Raw genomic sequence first — 18,054 nt, 5'->3', positions numbered from 1 at the left:
CGGTCAAGGGCTCGCCACAAATGGTTGCAGACTTAAGGGGGGCGGCCTTGCGCAGGCGATGAGAAGTTGAAGAACCAACAATGTAGTTGCGCACACAGCAACTATGTTGCGACGGAGTGGCGATTCCGTCAGGTGTGAGGTCCTAGAGCACGCTGCGGATGGTTTCCTCGAAGCTGACCACGTGATGCAGCGCGAGCTCGGCGGCGCGGTCTTCGTCGCCGTCGGCAATGGCAGCCAACAGCTCCGCGTGTTCGGAGATGTGTCCGGACACCGACGGCATCTTCTCGAGCATGTGGCACCAGATGCGGGTAGAGAGGTTGTCGTAACGGATCAGGACATCTTCCAAATGCGCATTGGCGGAGGCCTTGTAGATCAGCCGGTGCACCTGGATGTCGTAGCGCATCAGTTCCTGCGAGGACGCATCCTGGCCTTCAAGCTCACGGATCGCGGCGGCCACCGAGCGGAGTTCCGAACGCATGGCGGGGCTGGCCATCCGGGCAGCTTTGCGGGAAGCAAGCGGCTCCAAAAGCTCACGGATTTCCGAGACTTCCGCAAGCTGGGTGATATCGACGCCGGTGGCAAAGGTGCCGCGGCGTGGATAGGAGACCACAAGATGGTCGCCCTCGAGCCGCTTGATCGCCTCACGCACGGGAGTGCGCCCAATGCCGAGCTCGGCAGCAACCTGGCCATCATTGATGGGATCACCCGGCTTGATGTCGAGCATGATGAGCCTGTCGCGCAACAGCAGGTAAGCGTTCTCCGCCAAGGAGGCGCCTTCCGGTGCTGATTGCAATGCTTCCAATGCCGCGCTCATGAGCCTCTCCCGTCGCCTTACCATCCAGTCTGCTGGACGAGTTGCAGTAGACCTGTTGACGACCCTGTGATCTCCAACATACTATGGCAACAGTTCTAATATATCAGTTGCCCAACAGTCGGCCACTACACACTCTTCCGAAGGAGAACACCATGGTTGAACCGCTGATCCGCCCGCTCGCACAGGCGGACCCGGAGGTTGATCAGGCGATCGCCCAAGAACTTATTCGGCAGCAAAGCACGCTTGAGATGATCGCGTCCGAGAACTTTGCCCCTACCGCCGTCATGGAAGCCCAAGGCTCGGTGCTGACCAACAAGTACGCCGAAGGCTACCCCGGCAAGCGGTACTACGGCGGCTGCGAACACGTTGATGTGATCGAGCAGCTGGCCATCGACCGGCTGAAGTCACTCTTTGGAGCCGAATTCGCCAACGTACAGCCCCACTCGGGCGCACAAGCCAATGCCTCGGCCATGCACGCGCTCATCAACCCGGGCGACACCATCATGGGCTTGAACCTGGCCCACGGCGGCCACTTGACCCACGGCATGCGGATCAACTTCTCCGGAAAGCTGTACAAGGTTGTTCCGTACAGCGTCCGCGAAGACACGCACACCATCGACATGGCTGAGGTGGAACGCCTCGCCGTCGAGAACAAGCCACAACTGATCGTGGCGGGCTGGTCTGCCTACTCCCGCCACCTCGATTTCGCCGAATTCCGCCGTATCGCGGACTCCGTGGGGGCATACCTGATGGTGGACATGGCCCACTTTGCCGGCCTGGTTGCTGCGGGCTTGCACCCGAGCCCGGTGCCGCACGCCCACATCGTTACCAGCACCACGCACAAGACGCTCGGCGGACCGCGCGGTGGAGTGATCCTGACCAACGACGCCGACATCGCCAAGAAGGTCAACTCAGCTGTGTTCCCGGGCCAGCAAGGCGGACCACTGGAACACGTCATTGCAGCCAAAGCAGTAGCGTTCAAGATGGCCGCCGAGCCCGAGTTCCAGGAGCGCCAGGTACGCGTCCTCGAAGGTGCCAAGATCCTGGCCGACCGGCTCCTGCAGGACGACGTCGCAGCCGCCGGCATCTCCGTGGTCAGCGGTGGAACAGATGTGCACCTTGTTCTCGCCGACCTGCGCCACTCCGAACTGAACGGACAGCAGGCAGAAGACGCCCTGCACCGGATCGGCATCACGGTGAACCGCAACGCGGTCCCGTTCGACCCGCGCCCGCCGATGGTCTCCTCAGGGCTGCGGATCGGCACTCCAGCCCTTTCCGCCCGCGGTTTCGGTGCTGCGGAATTCACGGAAGTTGCCGACATCATTGCGACGGCGTTGATCGCCGCAGCGACCAGCAACTCCGAAGGAGGCGAAGCTGCGGTCAGCGGCACCTTGGCTGAGGAGACCGCCGTCGAACTCCGCAACCGCGTCACCGCCCTGGCTGACAGGTTCCCCCTTTACCCGCACCTTTCCAACGGCAATGGCAATGGCGCCCTCACCGAACTGGACGCAGAAATGATTGGAGCAGCCCAGTGAGCGCAGACCACCTCCCAGAGCACCCGGACTTCCTCTGGCGCAACCCTGACCCCAAGAAGTCGTACGACGCCGTGATTGTTGGCGGCGGCGGGCACGGGCTTGCCACGGCCTACTTCCTGGCCAAGAACCATGGCATGACCAACATCGCCATCCTGGAAAAGGGTTGGCTGGCCGGCGGCAACATGGCCCGCAACACCACCATCATCCGGTCCAACTACCTTTGGGACGAGAGCGCAGCCATTTATGAGCACGCCCTCAAGTTGTGGGAAATCCTCCCCGAGGAACTCGAATACGACTTCCTGTTCAGCCAGCGCGGTGTCATGAACCTGGCGCACACCTTAGGCGATGTTCGCGAAAGCATCCGCCGCGTGGGCGCGAACCGGCTCAACGGCGTGGATGCTGAATGGCTTGACCCGCAGCAGGTCAAGGAGTTGTGTCCCATCCTGAACACCAGCGACAACATCCGCTACCCCGTCATGGGCGCCACCTACCAGCCGCGTGCCGGCATCGCCAAGCATGACCACGTGGCTTGGGCGTTTGCACGAAAGTGCGATGAGCTCGGCGTGGACATCATCCAGAACTGCGAAGTCACCGGCTTCATCAAAGACGGCGACAAAGTCACAGGCGTCAAAACCAGCCGTGGAACCATCAACACCGAAAAGGTGGGCCTCTGCGCCGCCGGGCACAGCTCGGTCCTGGCGGAGATGGCCGGGTTCCGGTTGCCGATCCAGTCCCACCCGCTCCAGGCACTCGTCTCCGAACTCCACGAGCCTGTCCACCCCACGGTGGTTATGTCCAACCACGTCCACGTCTATGTCTCCCAAGCCCACAAGGGCGAACTGGTGATGGGTGCCGGCGTCGACTCCTACAACGGCTACGGCCAGCGCGGCTCGTTCCACGTGATCGAGGAGCAGATGGCGGCAGCTGTTGAGCTCTTCCCGATATTCGCCCGTGCACACGTACTCCGGACGTGGGGCGGGATCGTGGACACCACCTTGGATGCTTCCCCCATCGTGGGAGTCACCCCCGTGGAGAACATGTTCGTCAACTGTGGTTGGGGAACCGGTGGATTCAAGGGCACCCCGGCGGCGGGACTTACGTTCGCCCACACCATCGCCACTGGCGCTCCGCACGAGCTCAACAAGCCTTTTGCGCTTGAACGCTTCGAGACCGGTGCCCTGATAGACGAACACGGCGCGGCAGCCGTAGCCCACTAGCAGCCTCCAGCACAGGACAGGAAAGACATGCTCCTCATCTCATGCCCCAACTGCGGGCCGCGTGACGAAACCGAATTCCACTACGGTGGCCAGGCGCACATCGCCTACCCGGAGAACCCCAATGACCTTAGCGACCGTGAATGGGCCGAATACCTGTTTTACCGCGAGAACACCAAGGGCACCTTCGCCGAACGCTGGGTCCACAGCACTGGTTGCAGGCAGTGGTTCAACATGCTCCGCGACACCGTGAGCTATGACATCCACGCCATCTACGCAATGGGTCAGCCCCGCCCCGACTACCCGGCCGACCAAGCCAGCGCACCTGGCCTCGCGCCAGGCGCCGCTACCCCGGCTTCGTCCGCCACCACCCCCACCTCTTCGGAAGGAGTCTAGAGATGACTAGCAAGAACGCACGTCTCGCTGCAGGCGGCCGCATTGATCGCAGCATCTCCTGGCGATTCACCGTGGACGGTCAGGAGTTCGTTGGCCACCCCGGCGACACCATTGCTTCAGCCCTGCTGGCCAACGGCCGCATTAACGCAGGCAACTCCCTCTACGAGGACCGTCCGCGAGGCATCATGTCCGCCGGCGTCGAAGAGTCCAACGCCTTGGTCAAGATCGCGCCGCGCTTCCCCGGCCATGTGGCAGAATCCATGCTCCCTGCCACAGCCGTTTCCTTGGTGGACGGGATGAACGTGGAGTTCCTCTCCGGCCTGGGAAAGCTGGACCCTGCCGAGGACAAGGCCGAGTACGACAAGAAGTACGTCCACACCGACGTTTTGGTAGTCGGTGGCGGGATTGGCGGCCTGGCAGCTGCACGGGAAGCCGTGCGCACGGGTGCCCGGGTTATCCTCATCGACGACCAGCCCGAATTGGGCGGCTCCCTGCTCTCCGGTTCCACCGCCGAGGGCCTTGCCGAAACCATCGAGGGCATGCCCGCATTGGAATGGGTAGCCGACGTCGAGTCCGAGCTCGTTTCCGCCGCTGAATGCACGGTCCTGAACCGAACCACGGCCTTCGGCTCGTACGATTCCAACTACTTCATCGCGGCGCAGAACCGCACCGACCACCTGAGCGTCCCCGCGGCGTCCGGCGTCTCCCGCCAGCGTATTTGGCACATCCGTGCCAAGCAGGTTGTCCTGGCCCCGGGAGCCCACGAGCGTCCTCTGGTCTTCGAGAACAACGACCGCCCCGGCATCATGCTCGCCTCGGCTGTGCGGACCTACCTCAACCGTTACGCCGTGGCAGCCGGATCCCGCGTCGTCATCAGCACCACCAACGACTCCGCTTACGCTCTTGCCGCGGACTTGTTGGCTGCAGGCGTGTCCGTTGCCGCCGTCGTCGACGCCCGTCCGCAGATCAGCGCCAAAGCTGCTGCCGCCGTCGAGTCCGGTATCCGGGTCCTGATCGGCAGCGCGGTGGCGGATACCTCCGCGAATGCCAGCGGCCGCCTGGACGGCGTCACCGTCCGCAGTATTAACGACGACGGCGAACTCACCTCGGGAATCGAAAAGTTGGCTGCCGATCTGCTGGCAGTCTCCGGGGGTTGGAGCCCGGTGGTCCACCTCCACAGCCAGCGCCAGGGCAAGCTCCGTTGGGATGACGGGCTCGCTGCGTTCGTTCCCGCGAAGCCGGTCCGCGACCAGCAGGTGGTGGGCTCAGGCCGTGGAAGCTTCGAACTCCAGGACTGCTTGGCAGAAGGCATCTCCGCAGGAGCGGCCGCATCGATCGCCGCCGGTTTCGAGTCCTCGACCACCCCCGTTGAACTTCCGGCGCCGGTAGCGAGCGCCCCGACCCGTCAACTCTGGCTGGTTCCCGGCCAAACCGGTGAACCGGGCGAATGGCACCAGCACTTCGTCGATTTCCAGCGCGACCAGACCGTAGCCGATGTCCTCCGCTCCACCGGAGCTGGAATGCGCTCGGTGGAGCACGTCAAGCGGTATACCTCCATCAGCACCGCCAATGACCAAGGCAAAACCTCCGGCGTCAACGCGATCGGCGTCATCGCCGCTGCGCTGAAGTACGGCGGAGCGGACGCCGTCCCCGGGATCGGTGAAATCGGCACTACGGCCTACCGTGCGCCGTTCACCCCCGTGGCCTTCGCTGCCTTGGCCGGCCGTCAGCGAGGTGAACTGTTCGACCCCGCACGCGTGACCTCCATCCACCCGTGGCACGTTGCCCAAGGCGCCCTGTTCGAGGACGTTGGACAGTGGAGGCGCCCTTGGTACTACCCCCAGGGTGGCGAGGATATGGACACGGCAGTCCTGCGTGAGTGCGCCGCAGTCCGGGAATCCGTTGGCTTTATGGACGCCACCACCCTGGGCAAGATCGAGATCCGCGGCAAGGACGCAGGCGAATTCCTGAACCGCATCTACACCAACGCCTTCAAGAAGTTGGCGCCCGGATCTGCCCGCTACGGCGTCATGTGCACGCTCGATGGCATGATTTTCGACGACGGCGTGACGCTCCGCCTGGACGAGGACCGCTACTTCATGACCACCACCACCGGCGGTGCTGCCAAGGTGCTGGACTGGTTGGAGGAATGGCACCAGACCGAATGGCCGGGTTTGGATGTGGTCTTCACGTCCGTGACAGAGCAGTGGACCACTATCGCCGTCGTCGGCCCGAAGTCCCGTGCGGTGATCGCAAAGGTGGCCCCGCAGCTTGCCGGGAATGGCGGTCTGGACACTGAGGCCTTCCCGTTCATGACGTTCCGCGAGACCACGTTGGCTTCGGGAGTGCAGGCGCGAATCTGCCGCATCTCTTTCTCGGGTGAGCTCGCCTACGAAATCAACGTTCCGTCCTGGTACGGCTTGAACACCTGGGAGGCAGTCGCCGCCGCCGGTGCCGAGTTTAATATCACGCCCTACGGCACGGAAACCATGCACGTTCTCCGCGCCGAGAAGGGATACCCAATCGTCGGTCAGGACACCGACGGCACGGTGACTCCGCAGGACGCCGGGATGGAATGGATCGTCTCCAAGGCCAAGGACTTCATCGGAAAGCGTTCCTACCTCCGGGCCGACGCCAGCCGGGAGGACCGCAAGCACCTGGTGAGCGTCCTGCCAGTGGACCACTCGTTGAGGCTGCCTGAAGGTACCCAACTCGTGGAGAAGGGCATTCCGGTCAACCCGGCGTACGGACCGGTTCCCATGGAGGGCTTCGTGACCTCCAGTTACCACAGCGCCGCGTTGGGCCGTTCGTTCGGCTTGGCCCTGATTCACAACGGCCGCAATCGCATCGGCGAGACCCTGGTGGCCTCGTTGGGAGACCAATTGGTGGACGTGGTTGTTGGCGAAACCGTACTTTTCGATGTTGAAGGGACCCGCAAAGATGGCTGAAACAGCAACACCAGCAGAAACCGCAAACGTCGACCATGTCAGGGCGGCGCGGCGCAGCCCCGGCCAGCACCTGGCTGAGGCGTTCGCCTCCGGTTCAGTGCCCGGCACGGTGACACTCACCGAGATCCCGTACCAAACCATGGTGGGTATCCGGGTAGACAGGGAGTCCGACGGCGGTGCGCGCGTGGCGTCGCTGACCGGCGGCTTGCCGGCTGCGTGCGGTGAGGTAACGGGCGCAGGTTCAATCAACTCACTGTGGCTCGGCCCGGCCGAGTTCCTGGTTGTGGCGCCGGAAGAGGCCCACGATTCATTGGGTGGTTCCCTGGTTGCCGACCTGACCGCGGCGCTGGGCAGTGATCCAGGCCAGGTGGTGGACCTCTCCGCTAACCGGACCACGTATGAACTCTCGGGCAGCCGGGCACGCGCAGTCCTTGAGAAGACCTGTTCCTTGGACTTGCACCCGCGGGTCTTCAAGGCCGGAACTGCTCTGGCCACCGAGCTGGCGCACATCCCCGTGTTGCTGTGGAAGACAGGCGAGGAGAGCTACCGGGTCTTCCCGCGGGCATCCTTTGCCGACTTCCTGGGACGCTGGATCCTGGACGCCATGCGGGAGTACGCCTCGCCCGAGGTCCCCTAATGGCATTGAGTGTGCTTGACCTGTTTTCCGTTGGCATCGGGCCGTCGTCCTCCCACACGGTGGGCCCGATGCGGGCGGCAAAGCAGTTCACGGATGGTCTTGAATCGTCGGGCCAGCTCTCGGCAACGGTGCGCGTCCAAGCTGAGCTCTTCGGCTCGCTGGGCGCCACCGGCCGGGGCCACGGCTCGGACAAGGCCGTGGTGCTCGGGCTTCAAGGTGAATCACCCGAAACCGTGGACACGCGAACAGCGGATGACCAGGTGGCAGCAGCAGCCCTCGACGCCGAGCTGCACCTCGGTGGCGATCACCGGGTGGACTTCAACTGGGACGAGGACGTTGTGCTGCATCGCCGCAAATCGCTCCCCGCCCACCCCAACGGCATGACTTTCCGGGCATTGGACCACTCGGGCGCTGTTTTGCGCGAGCGCAGCTACTACTCCATCGGGGGCGGCTTCGTGGTGGACGGCGATGTCTCCGGCGCCGACAAAGTAGTAGCCGATGACACCGTGCTCCCCTACCCCTTCACCACCGCCGACGAGCTCCTGGGCATCTGCGAGCGCGAAGGCAAATCCATCTCGGACATCATGTTGGCCAACGAACTCGTGTGGCGATCCGAGGACGAGCTCCGCGAAAAGTTACTGGGCATTTGGGCCGTGATGCGTGAGTGCGTGGACAACGGCTGCTCGGCCGAGGGAATCTTGCCGGGAGGTTTGAAGGTGAGGCGACGGGCGCCGTCTTTGTTTAAGACCCTGGCTGCCACTGACGCAGACCTGAAGGGTGCAGGATCAGCGGACCCGTTGCTCGCCATGGAGTGGGTGAACCTGTTCGCTTTGGCGGTCAACGAGGAAAATGCGGCGGGCGGCAGGATCGTCACCGCACCCACGAATGGGGCTGCGGGCATCGTTCCGGCTGTCCTGCACTATTACATGAAGTTCGTTCCGGGAGCCAACGACGACGGCGTTGTTCGCTTCCTGCTCGCGGCGGCCGCCGTCGGGATCCTGTTCAAGATCAACGCCTCCATTTCCGGTGCCGAGGTGGGCTGCCAGGGCGAGGTGGGTTCTGCTTGTTCCATGGCCGCCGCTGGTCTCTGCGAGGTGCTGGGCGGAACGCCGGAGCAAGTGGAGAACGCGGCCGAAGTGGGCATTGAGCACAATCTTGGCTTGACGTGCGACCCCGTGGGCGGGTTGGTTCAGATCCCGTGCATCGAGCGCAACGCCATTGCCAGCGTGAAGGCGATCAATGCGGCCCGTCTTGCCTTGCACGGAGACGGCAGCCACAAGGTGTCCCTGGACAAAGCCATCAAGACCATGCGCGAGACAGGCGCAGACATGAAAACCAAGTACAAAGAGACCTCCCGTGGAGGCCTTGCCGTCAACGTAGTGGAGTGCTAGCCATGACTGCCATCCAAACTGAAACTGCTGCTGTTTCGCCGGACACCACGGTGGAGCATGTGCTCACGCTTGACTGTCCCGAAGGCCCCGGCATTGTGCATGCGGTGTCCGGCTTCCTGTTGGAGCACGGCTGCGACATCATCGACAACAAGCAGTTCGGCGACCGCGCAGAAGGCCACTTCTTCATGCGCGTGCACTTCGCGTCCGCCGGCGATTCCTCCACGCTGGATGAATTGAGGAATGCTTTCGCTCCGGTGGCCGAAAAGTACGGCATGTCATGGCAGCTGGAACGCCAAGGCTACAAACGCAAAGTGCTGATCATGGTGTCCAAGTTCGGGCACTGCCTCAACGATCTCCTGTTCCGTGCCCGGATCGGCGAGCTGCCCATTGATGTGGTGGGGGTGGTGTCGAACCACACCGATCATCAGGGCATTGTGGAGTGGCATGGGATTCCGTTCTTCCACGTGCCGGTCACGGCGGCCACAAAGCCCGCCGCCGAGGGGCGCCTGCTGGAAATCATTGACGAACTGGACGTGGAACTCATTGTGCTGGCCCGGTACATGCAGGTCCTCAGCGACAACCTGGCCCGGAAGCTCGACGGCCGTGCGATCAACATCCATCACTCATTCCTGCCCAGCTTCAAGGGTGCCAAGCCTTACCACCAGGCTTACGCGCGGGGAGTGAAAACCGTAGGCGCCACTGCGCATTATGTGAACGGCGAGCTGGATGAAGGACCCATCATCGCCCAGCAGGTGGTGGAGGTGGACCACACCTTCGGGCCGGATGATCTGGTGGCCGCCGGACGGGATACCGAGTGCAAGGCGCTGAGTAACGCGGTTCGCTGGCACTGCGAGGGCCGGATCATCCTGAACGGGAACCGTACGATCGTGCTGAAGTAGGCCCCTCAGGACCTACAACCGCGCCAACTTCGTTGCCAGGTGGAGTCCGGCCAGCCGGCCGGTTCCCCTGGGGTCGCCCCCACAGAGCTCGAAGATCTTCTGCAGCCTGTGGTGCATGGACTGCCGCTCCAGGTGCAGTTCGCGCGCCGCCTGTGCAGTGTTGCACCCGGTATCCAGCCACACTGTCAGCGTGCGGAGGAGCTCGGACCGCCTCAGCCGGTCATGTTCGACGACGGCCCCCAGCTGACGCTGAACGAACGAGCCCCGGGAGGCGACGTCCAGGTGTTCCCCGGCAAGCCGCTCCACGGCGTAGGCTTCAGCGTCCACCAGGCTGCCTTCGTCCCCGGCCATATCAAGGCTGCGGCGCGCTTCAGCCAGGGACCACGGTGCCTCATCGATGCCATTGCCAAGGGGCCCCACGGCAATGGCTGATCCGGCGGGCAACGCCAAACCCCGCAGCCCCGCCACCAAGGCAGCGCGCGTCGATGCGCCACCGCTGAGTGAGGCAAGCGCGATCAGCTCCGCGTTGTTGGCATAACTGGCGCTGTGGGACACGACTTCGCGCATCAACGCATCCAAACCGGCTCGAAGATGCCCGGCCCGTGCAGACCGGATCACCACGGCAGCGACGGGCCCATCAACCGAAAAGCCCGACGCCGGCCCCAGTTGCCGGAGTTGCCACGTTTGGCTGCCCGAATTGATGGCACGCATCAACTCAATGCCAGCCAATTCCTTCAATCCCGGCGGCATCCGTTGCAACAGGGCCAGGCCAAGGATGTCCACGGACCTCTCGCCTGCCACGCGCGCAAGGCCGCTGTCGCCGTCGTCGGGCACTTCCAACTCGAGGCGGGCGGCCAGCACGCCGCGGACCGGGACATCGACGGTGGTGACCGTCCCGCCCGCGCCGGGTCCACCGGCCGCCCCAAGGGTAATGCCCGACGGCGAGACGAGCCTCGCGCCAGCCCCGGTGGTTTCCGCCAAGACAGCCAGCAGTTGATCCAGGCCGCCGCCGTGGGCCAGCTCGGCAGCCATGGCATGGCTTGCCTGATCGCCGCGCTGGAGATGCTCCACGGACTCGCTGACCAGGAGTGAGTTGATTTCCTGCATGACGGCAACGAACGGGACAACGTGACGGAGCTCGATGATCGGCAGCCCGGCGGACTGGGCGACCTCCAACATGTCGGCGGGGATGGCCGGCAGCGCGGGACCGGTCTCCAGAGCCAGGGCCGCGATGCCCCGGTCGGCCAGCCCCCGGACATACTCGACGCGGCGCTCCGCCGTTTGACCCGCGAGCGCTTGGCCCCCGCTCAGGAGCAGTTCCCCGCCACGCAGCAGCGGCGCGATGTCCAAGACCTCGCTGGAGTGAACCCAACGGACGGGCCTTGTAAGGGCACCGTCCGCCGCGGACATGATGCGGGGATCCGTACCTTTGAGGGTTTCGCTGTTCAGGGCTTGCCCAAGCAGAATTGACATGACACTCCGTAAGATGTGACCGGTATTTCTTTAGACACATCGTATCTTGTTGCTGTGATCTGGGGCACATAGCCTTAGGGGGTCCCTTTCAAATACGGAGGCTCTCCCCATGCAAGACAACCTCTCTCCTGCGCCACCAAGTTTTTCCCAACACAGCCCAGCTTCCCAACACAGCCCTTCCTCCCAAGACAGCACAGCGCAGTCAGGTCCGGCAATGGCGCCGGGCCATGACAGCGAAGCCTGGCTCCAACCCATCCCCGAATCAGACCGCACCCGCAAGGTCTCCGGCCAGTTCTGGATATGGGCTGGCGCCAACCTCGCGCCCATCAACTGGGTGCTCGGGGCGCTCGGAATCAACCTCGGACTCGGGTTCGCGGACACCGTGACCGTCCTGGTCCTGGGAAACCTGATCGGCATGCTGCTGTTCGGCTGCTTCGTGCTCCTGGGCCAAAAGACCGGCGCCACCGGCATGGTCCTGGCGCGTGCGGCGTTCGGGCGTCGCGGCAACTACTTGCCGGCTGCCATCCAGGCGCTCCTGGTGATCGGCTGGTGTGCCGTCAACACGTGGATCATCCTGGACTTGGTCATGGCCCTTTTCGGAACGCTCGGCTGGGTGGATCCCACAGCCCACAACTACGCCTGGAAGATCGGCGTCGCCACGGTGATTATGGCAGCACAGGTGGCGATCGCCTGGTTCGGCTACAAGGCCATTGCCGCCTTTGAGAAGTGGACGGTTCCGCCAACCATCATCATCCTTGCCGTGATGTCAGCCGTCGCGTGGTTCGGCATGAAAATCGACTGGGGCTACCCCGGCCCTGCCGGACACATCCTGGCCGGAGCTGACCGGATTGCCGCAATGAGTGCCGTGATGACCGCCATTGGAATCGGTTGGGGCATCACCTGGTTCACCTACGCAGCAGACTACTCACGCTTTGTGAGTACCTCGGTTCCCAAGCGCAAGGTCTACCTCGCATCTGTTCTGGGCCAATTCATTCCCGTTGTATGGCTAGGTGTCCTCGGCGCAAGCCTTGCAACGAACAGCGGCGAGATTGATCCCGGCAAACTGATCGTGCAGAACTTCGGCGCCATGGCACTGCCCGTGCTCCTCCTTGTACTGCACGGCCCGATCGCCACGAACATCCTCAACATCTACACCTTTTCGGTGGCCACGCAGGCGCTGGATATCAACATCAACCGCCGCAAGCTCAACCTCTTCGTGGGCGTCTTCTCACTTCTTGCTGTGGTGTTCTTTATCTTCCAGGAAGACTTCGCCTCCGTGCTGGATGCTTGGCTGATCGGGCTCGTCGCATGGGTAGCTGCGTGGGGCGGCATCATGCTGGTGCACTACTTCTGGCTTGAGAAGCGCTGGCCCGCCAAGGTCGACCGGCTCTTTGATCGGATCGGTACGCGCCGGCTCCCCGTCGTCAACTGGGCAGGAATCACCTCCCTGATCCTTGGCATCTTCGCCACCTGGCTATTCATGTATGGGCTGATTCCCATCATGCAAGGCCCTATTGCGGTGGCTTTGGGCGGCTGGGATCTCTCATGGCTGGCCGGCGGACTCACCAGCGCCGGAGCCTACGCACTCCTCGGGCCGCGGGCCCACCGGAAGTTCCTCCTTGCCGATGCGAACCACGTTTCAGTCACACAGCCAACGCCGGCAACACCTGGCTCACCGGCCGTCCCGGAAAGGACCACAGCATGAACCAGTCCGCATTCGCCGATTCGCTGCACCCCGTGAGATGGCCGGAAGGCTTCAAAGCCGCAGCCTCCTTCACCTTCGACGTCGATGCCGAGTCCTGCACCATCGCCCATGATCCGGCAAGCACGCGGCGGATGTCCCTCATGAGCCACCAGTCGTATGGGCCCAAAATCGCCGTCCCGCGTCTCCTCCAGATCCTGGACCGCCAGGACATCAAGGGAACATTCTTCGTTCCCGGGTTCACGGCTGACAGCTACCCCGACGTCGTCCGCCGGATCGCGGACGCCGGGCATGAGATCGCCCACCACGGCTACCTCCATGAGCCCATGCAGGGCATTGATGCGGCCACCGAAGCCAGCTACCTCGATCGCGGTCTGGAGGCGCTCGCCCGTGTGGCCGGCGTGCGGCCGGTAGGTTACCGGGCACCCTGGTGGGAACTGAACTGGCAGTCCCCGGCCCTGTTGGCGGACCGCGGCTTCCTCTACGATTCAAGCCTGCTCGACGGCGATGCCCCTTACCGTATGGCGGTCGCCGAAGATGACTCCCGGGACATCGTGGAGATTCCTGTCGACTGGGCATTGGACGACTGGGAGCAGTACGCGTTCTACCCCGGCGTAACCGGCAGCGGCGTGATCGAGAACCCGGCCAAGGCCTTGGCAATGTGGACCCTGGAGGCCCAAGCCCACCACGCCCAAGGCAGTTGCTTCGTACTGACCAACCATCCGTTTATCTCCGGTAGGCCGTCACGCGCGGTGGCCCTGGAACAACTGATCGAGCGGGTGAAAGACCTTGAAGGAATGTGGGTCACCACGTTGGCGGAGATCGCCGGGCACACCAAGTCCACTGTGCAGGAAGTTCACACGCACGCCCGGATCGATGTGCCGCTGTTCCCGGGCGCCGGAGCAACATTCCGGCCGGCGCAAGTCAGCGTTCCTTCACTGCGCTAACCCATCCGGGCTTTAGCCGTTCACGGCGTGGATCCACACACCGATGATCCACGTACTCGCCGCGGCGCAGGCAAGGCCAAACTCCACCAGTATTCCGACGCCGGTGGCCTTCAGCGCCGCACCGCTCGACCGGAGCGCAGCCTTCAAGTCACGGGTGCGTTGGACTTCGCTGAGCAACAAACCAAGGGCGAAACCAGTGAAGAGGCCCAGCACCGGAATCACGAACATCCCCACGACCGCCAGCGCAACACCGATCAGCACCGACCTGTTCGGAACGCCGTGCTGTTTGAGCCTGCGACCAGTCAAGACAGCGCTTGAAGCCATCCCGGCAACCACAAACACCATGCCGACTGCGAAGACAATCCAGCCTAGTGGGCCGGCACCGCCCCAGATGGCCCAAGCCAGCAGGCTCGCACCGATGAGCAGGCTGCCTGGCAGGACAGGGATGATGACTCCGGCCACGCCCACCGCAATGGCCAGGCCGCACAAGATCGTCACCGCGAGTTCGGCATTCATGGGCCCAGTCTACGGTCGGGAAAGGCTGGCTCTGTTCTTCAGCAAGTACGACGGCGACGCTCCCCACGCGGGGGGCGTCGCCGCCGTCGGGCTTGCTTGGAGCGTTAAGCGTCCGTCGCCGAGGCGGCTGCGGCGACCGCAGCGGTGACGGCGGGTGCCACGCGGGCATCCAGCGGGCTGGGCACGATGTAATCCGCGGACAGCTCCTCGGCAGCCAGCTCAGCGATGGCGTTGGCGGCAGCGATCTTCATGGCCTGGGTAATACGGCGGGCCCCAGCGTCCAACGCGCCGCGGAAAATGCCGGGGAAGGCGAGGACATTGTTGATCTGGTTCGGGAAGTCACTCCGGCCCGTGGCAACGACGGCCGCGTACTTCTGCGCGACCTCGGGAAGAACTTCCGGGTCCGGGTTGGACAGGGCGAACACGATCGACTGATCGTTCATCAGCTTCAGGTGCGCTTCGTCGACCTTCGAGGAGGAAACGCCTACGAAGACGTCGGCCCCCGTGAGGCCTTCCCCAGGGCCACCGCTCACGCCGCGGGGGTTGGTGCGCTGGGCCATCCGGGCCTTCACACTGTGCGGATCGGCAACGAGGTCTGCGCGCTCGGCGTTGACCACGCCCTTGGAGTCGAGCAAGATGACGTCCTTGATTCCAACAGCAAGCATGATTTCTGCGATGGCGATGCCTGCGGCACCTGCGCCGGAAACAACAACCTTCAAGCCGGCCAGCTCGCGCTTGGTCACCTTGGCGGCGTTGGTCAGGGCTGCAAGAACCACGACGGCGGTGCCGTGCTGGTCATCATGCATGACCGGGCAGTCGAGTGCTTCAATGAGCCGCTCTTCGAGTTCAAAGCAGCGGGGTGCGGAGATGTCCTCGAGGTTTACCGCACCGAAGCTCGGGCGGAGGCGTACCAAAGTCTCGATGATCTCGTCGACGTCGGTGGTGTTGAGCACGAGCGGGATGGAGTCCAGGTCGCCAAAAGACTTGAACAGGGCGGACTTGCCTTCCATGACTGGCAGGGAAGCGCTGGGGCCGATGTTGCCAAGGCCCAAAACGGCGGTGCCATCGCTGACCACCACAACAAGGCGCTCTGCCCAGGTGTGTGTGCGGGCAAGTTCGGGGTTGGCGTGGATGGCGCGGCTGACTTGGGCCACGCCGGGGGTGTACGCAATGGAAAGGTCACGTTTGTTATTCAGCGGAACGGTGCTGGAAATACTGAGCTTGCCGCCTTCGTGGGCTGCGAAAATCTCTTCTTCGCTCAGTACCAGGGCGTCATTATCAGTTGCAATTGTCTCGGTGGACACGTCTTTGTCTCCTCAGGCTAGCCGTGGACCCACGGCATGATTCGGGCAGGAACAGAACTGCGGTGCGGGCCAAGGGTGACTGGCCCGGCGTTGCTTCTGCAGATAAGGGGGCTGCTAGCCGCTTCGGTGTTTCCAGCCTAAGGAGTAACAACGGGGACAAGATTCAATACCAACAGAGATGATTCGAGAGTAAAACGATTAACCATCGGCTAGTGTGACGTGCTTCATGCAGGTTTCGGTAGGTGCGAGCCCCGGCGCTAGCTGGCGGTAAGTAGCGTGCAGGCCCTCTTCAGGTCCTTCTCGGCTTCGAACAGCGAAAGCCGGCGGCAGCGGACAGCCTGAACCAAACCGCTGACCAGATGTAGCAAAATTCGGGCCCTGACGGCGTCGTTGGCGGTGTCCTTACTCAGGGAGCCAACCGCTTCGACGGACAGTGCGTCTATCTCCCGGAGCAACTGGGTAGTGTCCTCGTCGCGGCCTGCGGGCCGGATCAAACAATGTTCAACACCGGGTTGCATGACCCTCAGGTGGAAGATCTCCATCATCACACCGGCAAGGTCATGGCCCTTACCCACTCGCTTGCGCAACCCGTCCCGCAGTTCGCGCAGTTGTTGCCGGTACACGGCCAGCATCAGGTGGGCAGTGGAGGGAAAGTATCGGTACAACGTGCCAAGCGGAACGTCCGCCCGAGAAGCGACATCGGAGAGGCTTAACGTGTCGAATTGACGTTGGGCAAATCCCGCCGCGGTCTTCAGGATGCGGGCATAGCGCAATTGCTGTCGCGGCGTGGTGGGCGCGGCAGCCATGCGGGGCAAGCCCGTGGTCAGATCAAGGGAGTACGGTTCCAGTGAGTTCGGTGCGGTCATTTCCGGCGATCTTTTGGCAAGCTGACAAGGAAGCGGCGTGCTCGGTCCCAATGGACAGGGCTGGCCGATCGCATCCATGATACGGGAGCAAAGTGACCGTTTCCTGAGAGCAGCCAGGTCGGTCCGGCCATTGGCCATGCCGCTGCCCGCGATCGCTACGTGCCCCACATACACTTCATGAAGACTTGACCCCAACCAAGCCACCCCCTAGGGAGCCATTCCGGGTTTATCCCTGGCTGGTTGGATACACACAGGAGGAACAGCATGGGAACACTTCGACGCCGGATGGCAGTCGCGCTTCTCGCAGCGGTCGTCACTGCCATGGCAATCAGCCCATTGCCGGCGTCGGCGGCGCCCAGCGGTCCCGATCCCGTGGTCACCGGTACCGCGATCGTGGGCCAGACGCTGGGCACCGTGATCGGCCCCTACACCTTCTACGGCTGCGGCGGCGGAACAGGACCGGATTTCACCATTTACTGGACGCGTGACGGGTTCCTGGTGGCGGGTGAAACCGGCCGCACGTATGTCCTCCGGCCCGGTGACGCAGGCTCCCGCATGGCTGCCCACGTGTCTGCCAGCAGAACAGCGTGCAGCGCCGAAACGATCAACAGCGCCGAAACCAGCCCTGTCGGAGCAGCTAACCGGGCGAGCGGCTTCACCGGGCGGACCTTCGAACTCTTGGCCCGCGGAACTGACGGCACCCTCTCCCTGTTCGGCCGGACCGGCAAAGCGTGGGACGCCCCGCGCACCGTGGGATGGGGGTGGAACGGTTTCAACCTTGTGTTCTCGCCCGGTGATTTCAACGGCGACGGGAAGAGCGACGTGATCGCACGCGACGCTTCGGGAGTCCTCTACCTGTATCCCGGAGACGGAACGGGCGGATGGAAACCGGCGCAAGTCATCGGCACAGGGTGGGACGTTTTCGACTCCATCGTGAGTCCCGGCGACTTCAACGGGGATGGGTCCAACGACGTCCTCGCCCGCGGAAAGGACGGCACCCTCTACCTGTACCCCGGCAATGGTGCCGGGGGCTGGTTGACGCGCACCGTCGTCGGAACCGGTTGGGATGTCATGGACGCCATCCTGACTCCGGGAGACTTCAACGGGGACGGAAAGGTCGATGTCCTGGCGCGTGACCGAAATGGATATCTGTACTTTTACGGCGGCAATGGTGCCGGCAGCTGGACCCGGTCCTGGTTGATCGGTACTGGATGGGGTGCGCTGAAGTTCCTCGGGGCAGCCGGTGACTTCAACGGCGACGGCTTTGCGGACGTCTATGGCGTTGACGCCCAAGGCCGCTTGGTGAGCTACTACAGCGACGGCCGTACGGGCTGGAAAGGCTCTGAGGTCGTGGGCAACGGATGGGGTGGATTCACAGCAATCTTTTAGCAAAATCCCAGCCGCGGTACCAT

The 18,054-nt window shown here is 63.4% G+C and carries 15 protein-coding genes; 10 read left to right on the top strand and 5 right to left on the bottom strand.

The annotated features are described in order from the left end of the window. Positions 1–142: 142 nt before the first annotated feature. Positions 143–814, bottom strand: a complete 672-nt coding sequence (locus SB659_RS11620) for a GntR family transcriptional regulator (protein WP_284978825.1) — start codon at positions 812–814, stop codon at positions 143–145. Between the two features lie 152 nt (positions 815–966). Here SB659_RS11620 and glyA point away from each other — a divergent pair, with 152 nt between their 5' ends. The 7 genes from glyA to purU are packed head-to-tail and all read left to right on the top strand — an operon-like array spanning position 967 to position 9,834. Continuing rightward, positions 967–2,349 carry a serine hydroxymethyltransferase gene (gene glyA / locus SB659_RS11615; protein ID WP_410550511.1) on the top strand — a complete coding sequence of 461 codons (1,383 nt, stop codon included), beginning with the start codon at positions 967–969 and terminating at the stop codon, positions 2,347–2,349. After that, positions 2,346–3,566, top strand: a complete 1,221-nt coding sequence (locus tag SB659_RS11610) for a sarcosine oxidase subunit beta family protein (protein ID WP_284975017.1) — start codon at positions 2,346–2,348, stop codon at positions 3,564–3,566. Before glyA ends, SB659_RS11610 begins: the two co-directional genes overlap by 4 nt. A 27-nt stretch (positions 3,567–3,593) precedes the next feature. After that, on the top strand, positions 3,594–3,959 hold the full coding sequence (locus tag SB659_RS11605; RefSeq protein ID WP_284978823.1) for a sarcosine oxidase subunit delta: 366 nt from the start codon (positions 3,594–3,596) through the stop codon (positions 3,957–3,959). 2 nt (positions 3,960–3,961) lie between these two features. After that, the gene (locus tag SB659_RS11600; protein WP_410550510.1) at positions 3,962–6,907 is read left to right on the top strand and encodes a 2Fe-2S iron-sulfur cluster-binding protein; all 2,946 of its coding nucleotides are present in this window, start codon (positions 3,962–3,964) and stop codon (positions 6,905–6,907) included. Beyond that, on the top strand, positions 6,900–7,544 hold the full coding sequence (locus SB659_RS11595; RefSeq protein WP_410550509.1) for a sarcosine oxidase subunit gamma: 645 nt from the start codon (positions 6,900–6,902) through the stop codon (positions 7,542–7,544). Before SB659_RS11600 ends, SB659_RS11595 begins: the two co-directional genes overlap by 8 nt. Beyond that, complete coding sequence (locus SB659_RS11590) at positions 7,544–8,935, top strand: L-serine ammonia-lyase (RefSeq protein WP_410550508.1); 1,392 nt, start codon at positions 7,544–7,546, stop codon at positions 8,933–8,935. Before SB659_RS11595 ends, SB659_RS11590 begins: the two co-directional genes overlap by 1 nt. A 2-nt stretch (positions 8,936–8,937) precedes the next feature. Beyond that, positions 8,938–9,834, top strand: coding sequence for a formyltetrahydrofolate deformylase (gene purU / locus SB659_RS11585; RefSeq protein ID WP_410550507.1), 897 nt, complete (start codon positions 8,938–8,940; stop codon positions 9,832–9,834). A gap of 12 nt (positions 9,835–9,846) precedes the next feature. Here purU and SB659_RS11580 read toward each other — a convergent pair whose 3' ends face one another. Further along, positions 9,847–11,307 (bottom strand): PucR family transcriptional regulator, encoded by a 1,461-nt coding sequence (locus tag SB659_RS11580; RefSeq protein ID WP_410550506.1) that lies wholly within the window; start codon positions 11,305–11,307, stop codon positions 9,847–9,849. A 109-nt stretch (positions 11,308–11,416) separates the two neighbouring features. Here SB659_RS11580 and SB659_RS11575 point away from each other — a divergent pair, with 109 nt between their 5' ends. Continuing rightward, positions 11,417–13,012, top strand: a complete 1,596-nt coding sequence (locus SB659_RS11575; protein WP_410550505.1) for a purine-cytosine permease family protein — start codon at positions 11,417–11,419, stop codon at positions 13,010–13,012. Continuing rightward, positions 13,009–13,956, top strand: coding sequence for a polysaccharide deacetylase family protein (locus tag SB659_RS11570; RefSeq protein WP_410550504.1), 948 nt, complete (start codon positions 13,009–13,011; stop codon positions 13,954–13,956). The genes SB659_RS11575 and SB659_RS11570 overlap by 4 nt, the downstream gene beginning before the upstream one ends. A gap of 12 nt (positions 13,957–13,968) precedes the next feature. Here SB659_RS11570 and SB659_RS11565 read toward each other — a convergent pair whose 3' ends face one another. The 3 genes from SB659_RS11565 to SB659_RS11555 all read right to left on the bottom strand — a co-directional run bounded on the left by SB659_RS11565 (position 13,969) and on the right by SB659_RS11555 (position 16,642). Next, on the bottom strand, positions 13,969–14,472 hold the full coding sequence (locus SB659_RS11565; protein WP_410550503.1) for a DUF456 domain-containing protein: 504 nt from the start codon (positions 14,470–14,472) through the stop codon (positions 13,969–13,971). 104 nt (positions 14,473–14,576) lie between these two features. Next, the gene (locus tag SB659_RS11560) at positions 14,577–15,776 is read right to left on the bottom strand and encodes an NADP-dependent malic enzyme (RefSeq protein ID WP_410550502.1); all 1,200 of its coding nucleotides are present in this window, start codon (positions 15,774–15,776) and stop codon (positions 14,577–14,579) included. A gap of 257 nt (positions 15,777–16,033) precedes the next feature. Continuing rightward, positions 16,034–16,642: a TetR/AcrR family transcriptional regulator gene (locus tag SB659_RS11555; RefSeq protein ID WP_284978813.1), complete on the bottom strand. Its 609-nt coding sequence runs from the start codon at positions 16,640–16,642 to the stop codon at positions 16,034–16,036. Positions 16,643–16,906: 264 nt separating this feature from the next. On the opposite strand from SB659_RS11555, the gene SB659_RS11550 reads away from it, so the two are divergent. Further along, positions 16,907–18,031, top strand: coding sequence for an FG-GAP repeat domain-containing protein (locus tag SB659_RS11550; RefSeq protein ID WP_410550501.1), 1,125 nt, complete (start codon positions 16,907–16,909; stop codon positions 18,029–18,031). Positions 18,032–18,054 lie beyond the last annotated feature (23 nt).

The organism is Arthrobacter sp. SIMBA_036, assembly GCF_046535135.1.
Lineage (GTDB): Bacteria > Actinomycetota > Actinomycetes > Actinomycetales > Micrococcaceae > Arthrobacter.
The sequence above is the reverse complement of the archived record's forward strand: the minus strand, read 5'-3'. Positions and strand labels throughout refer to the sequence as shown.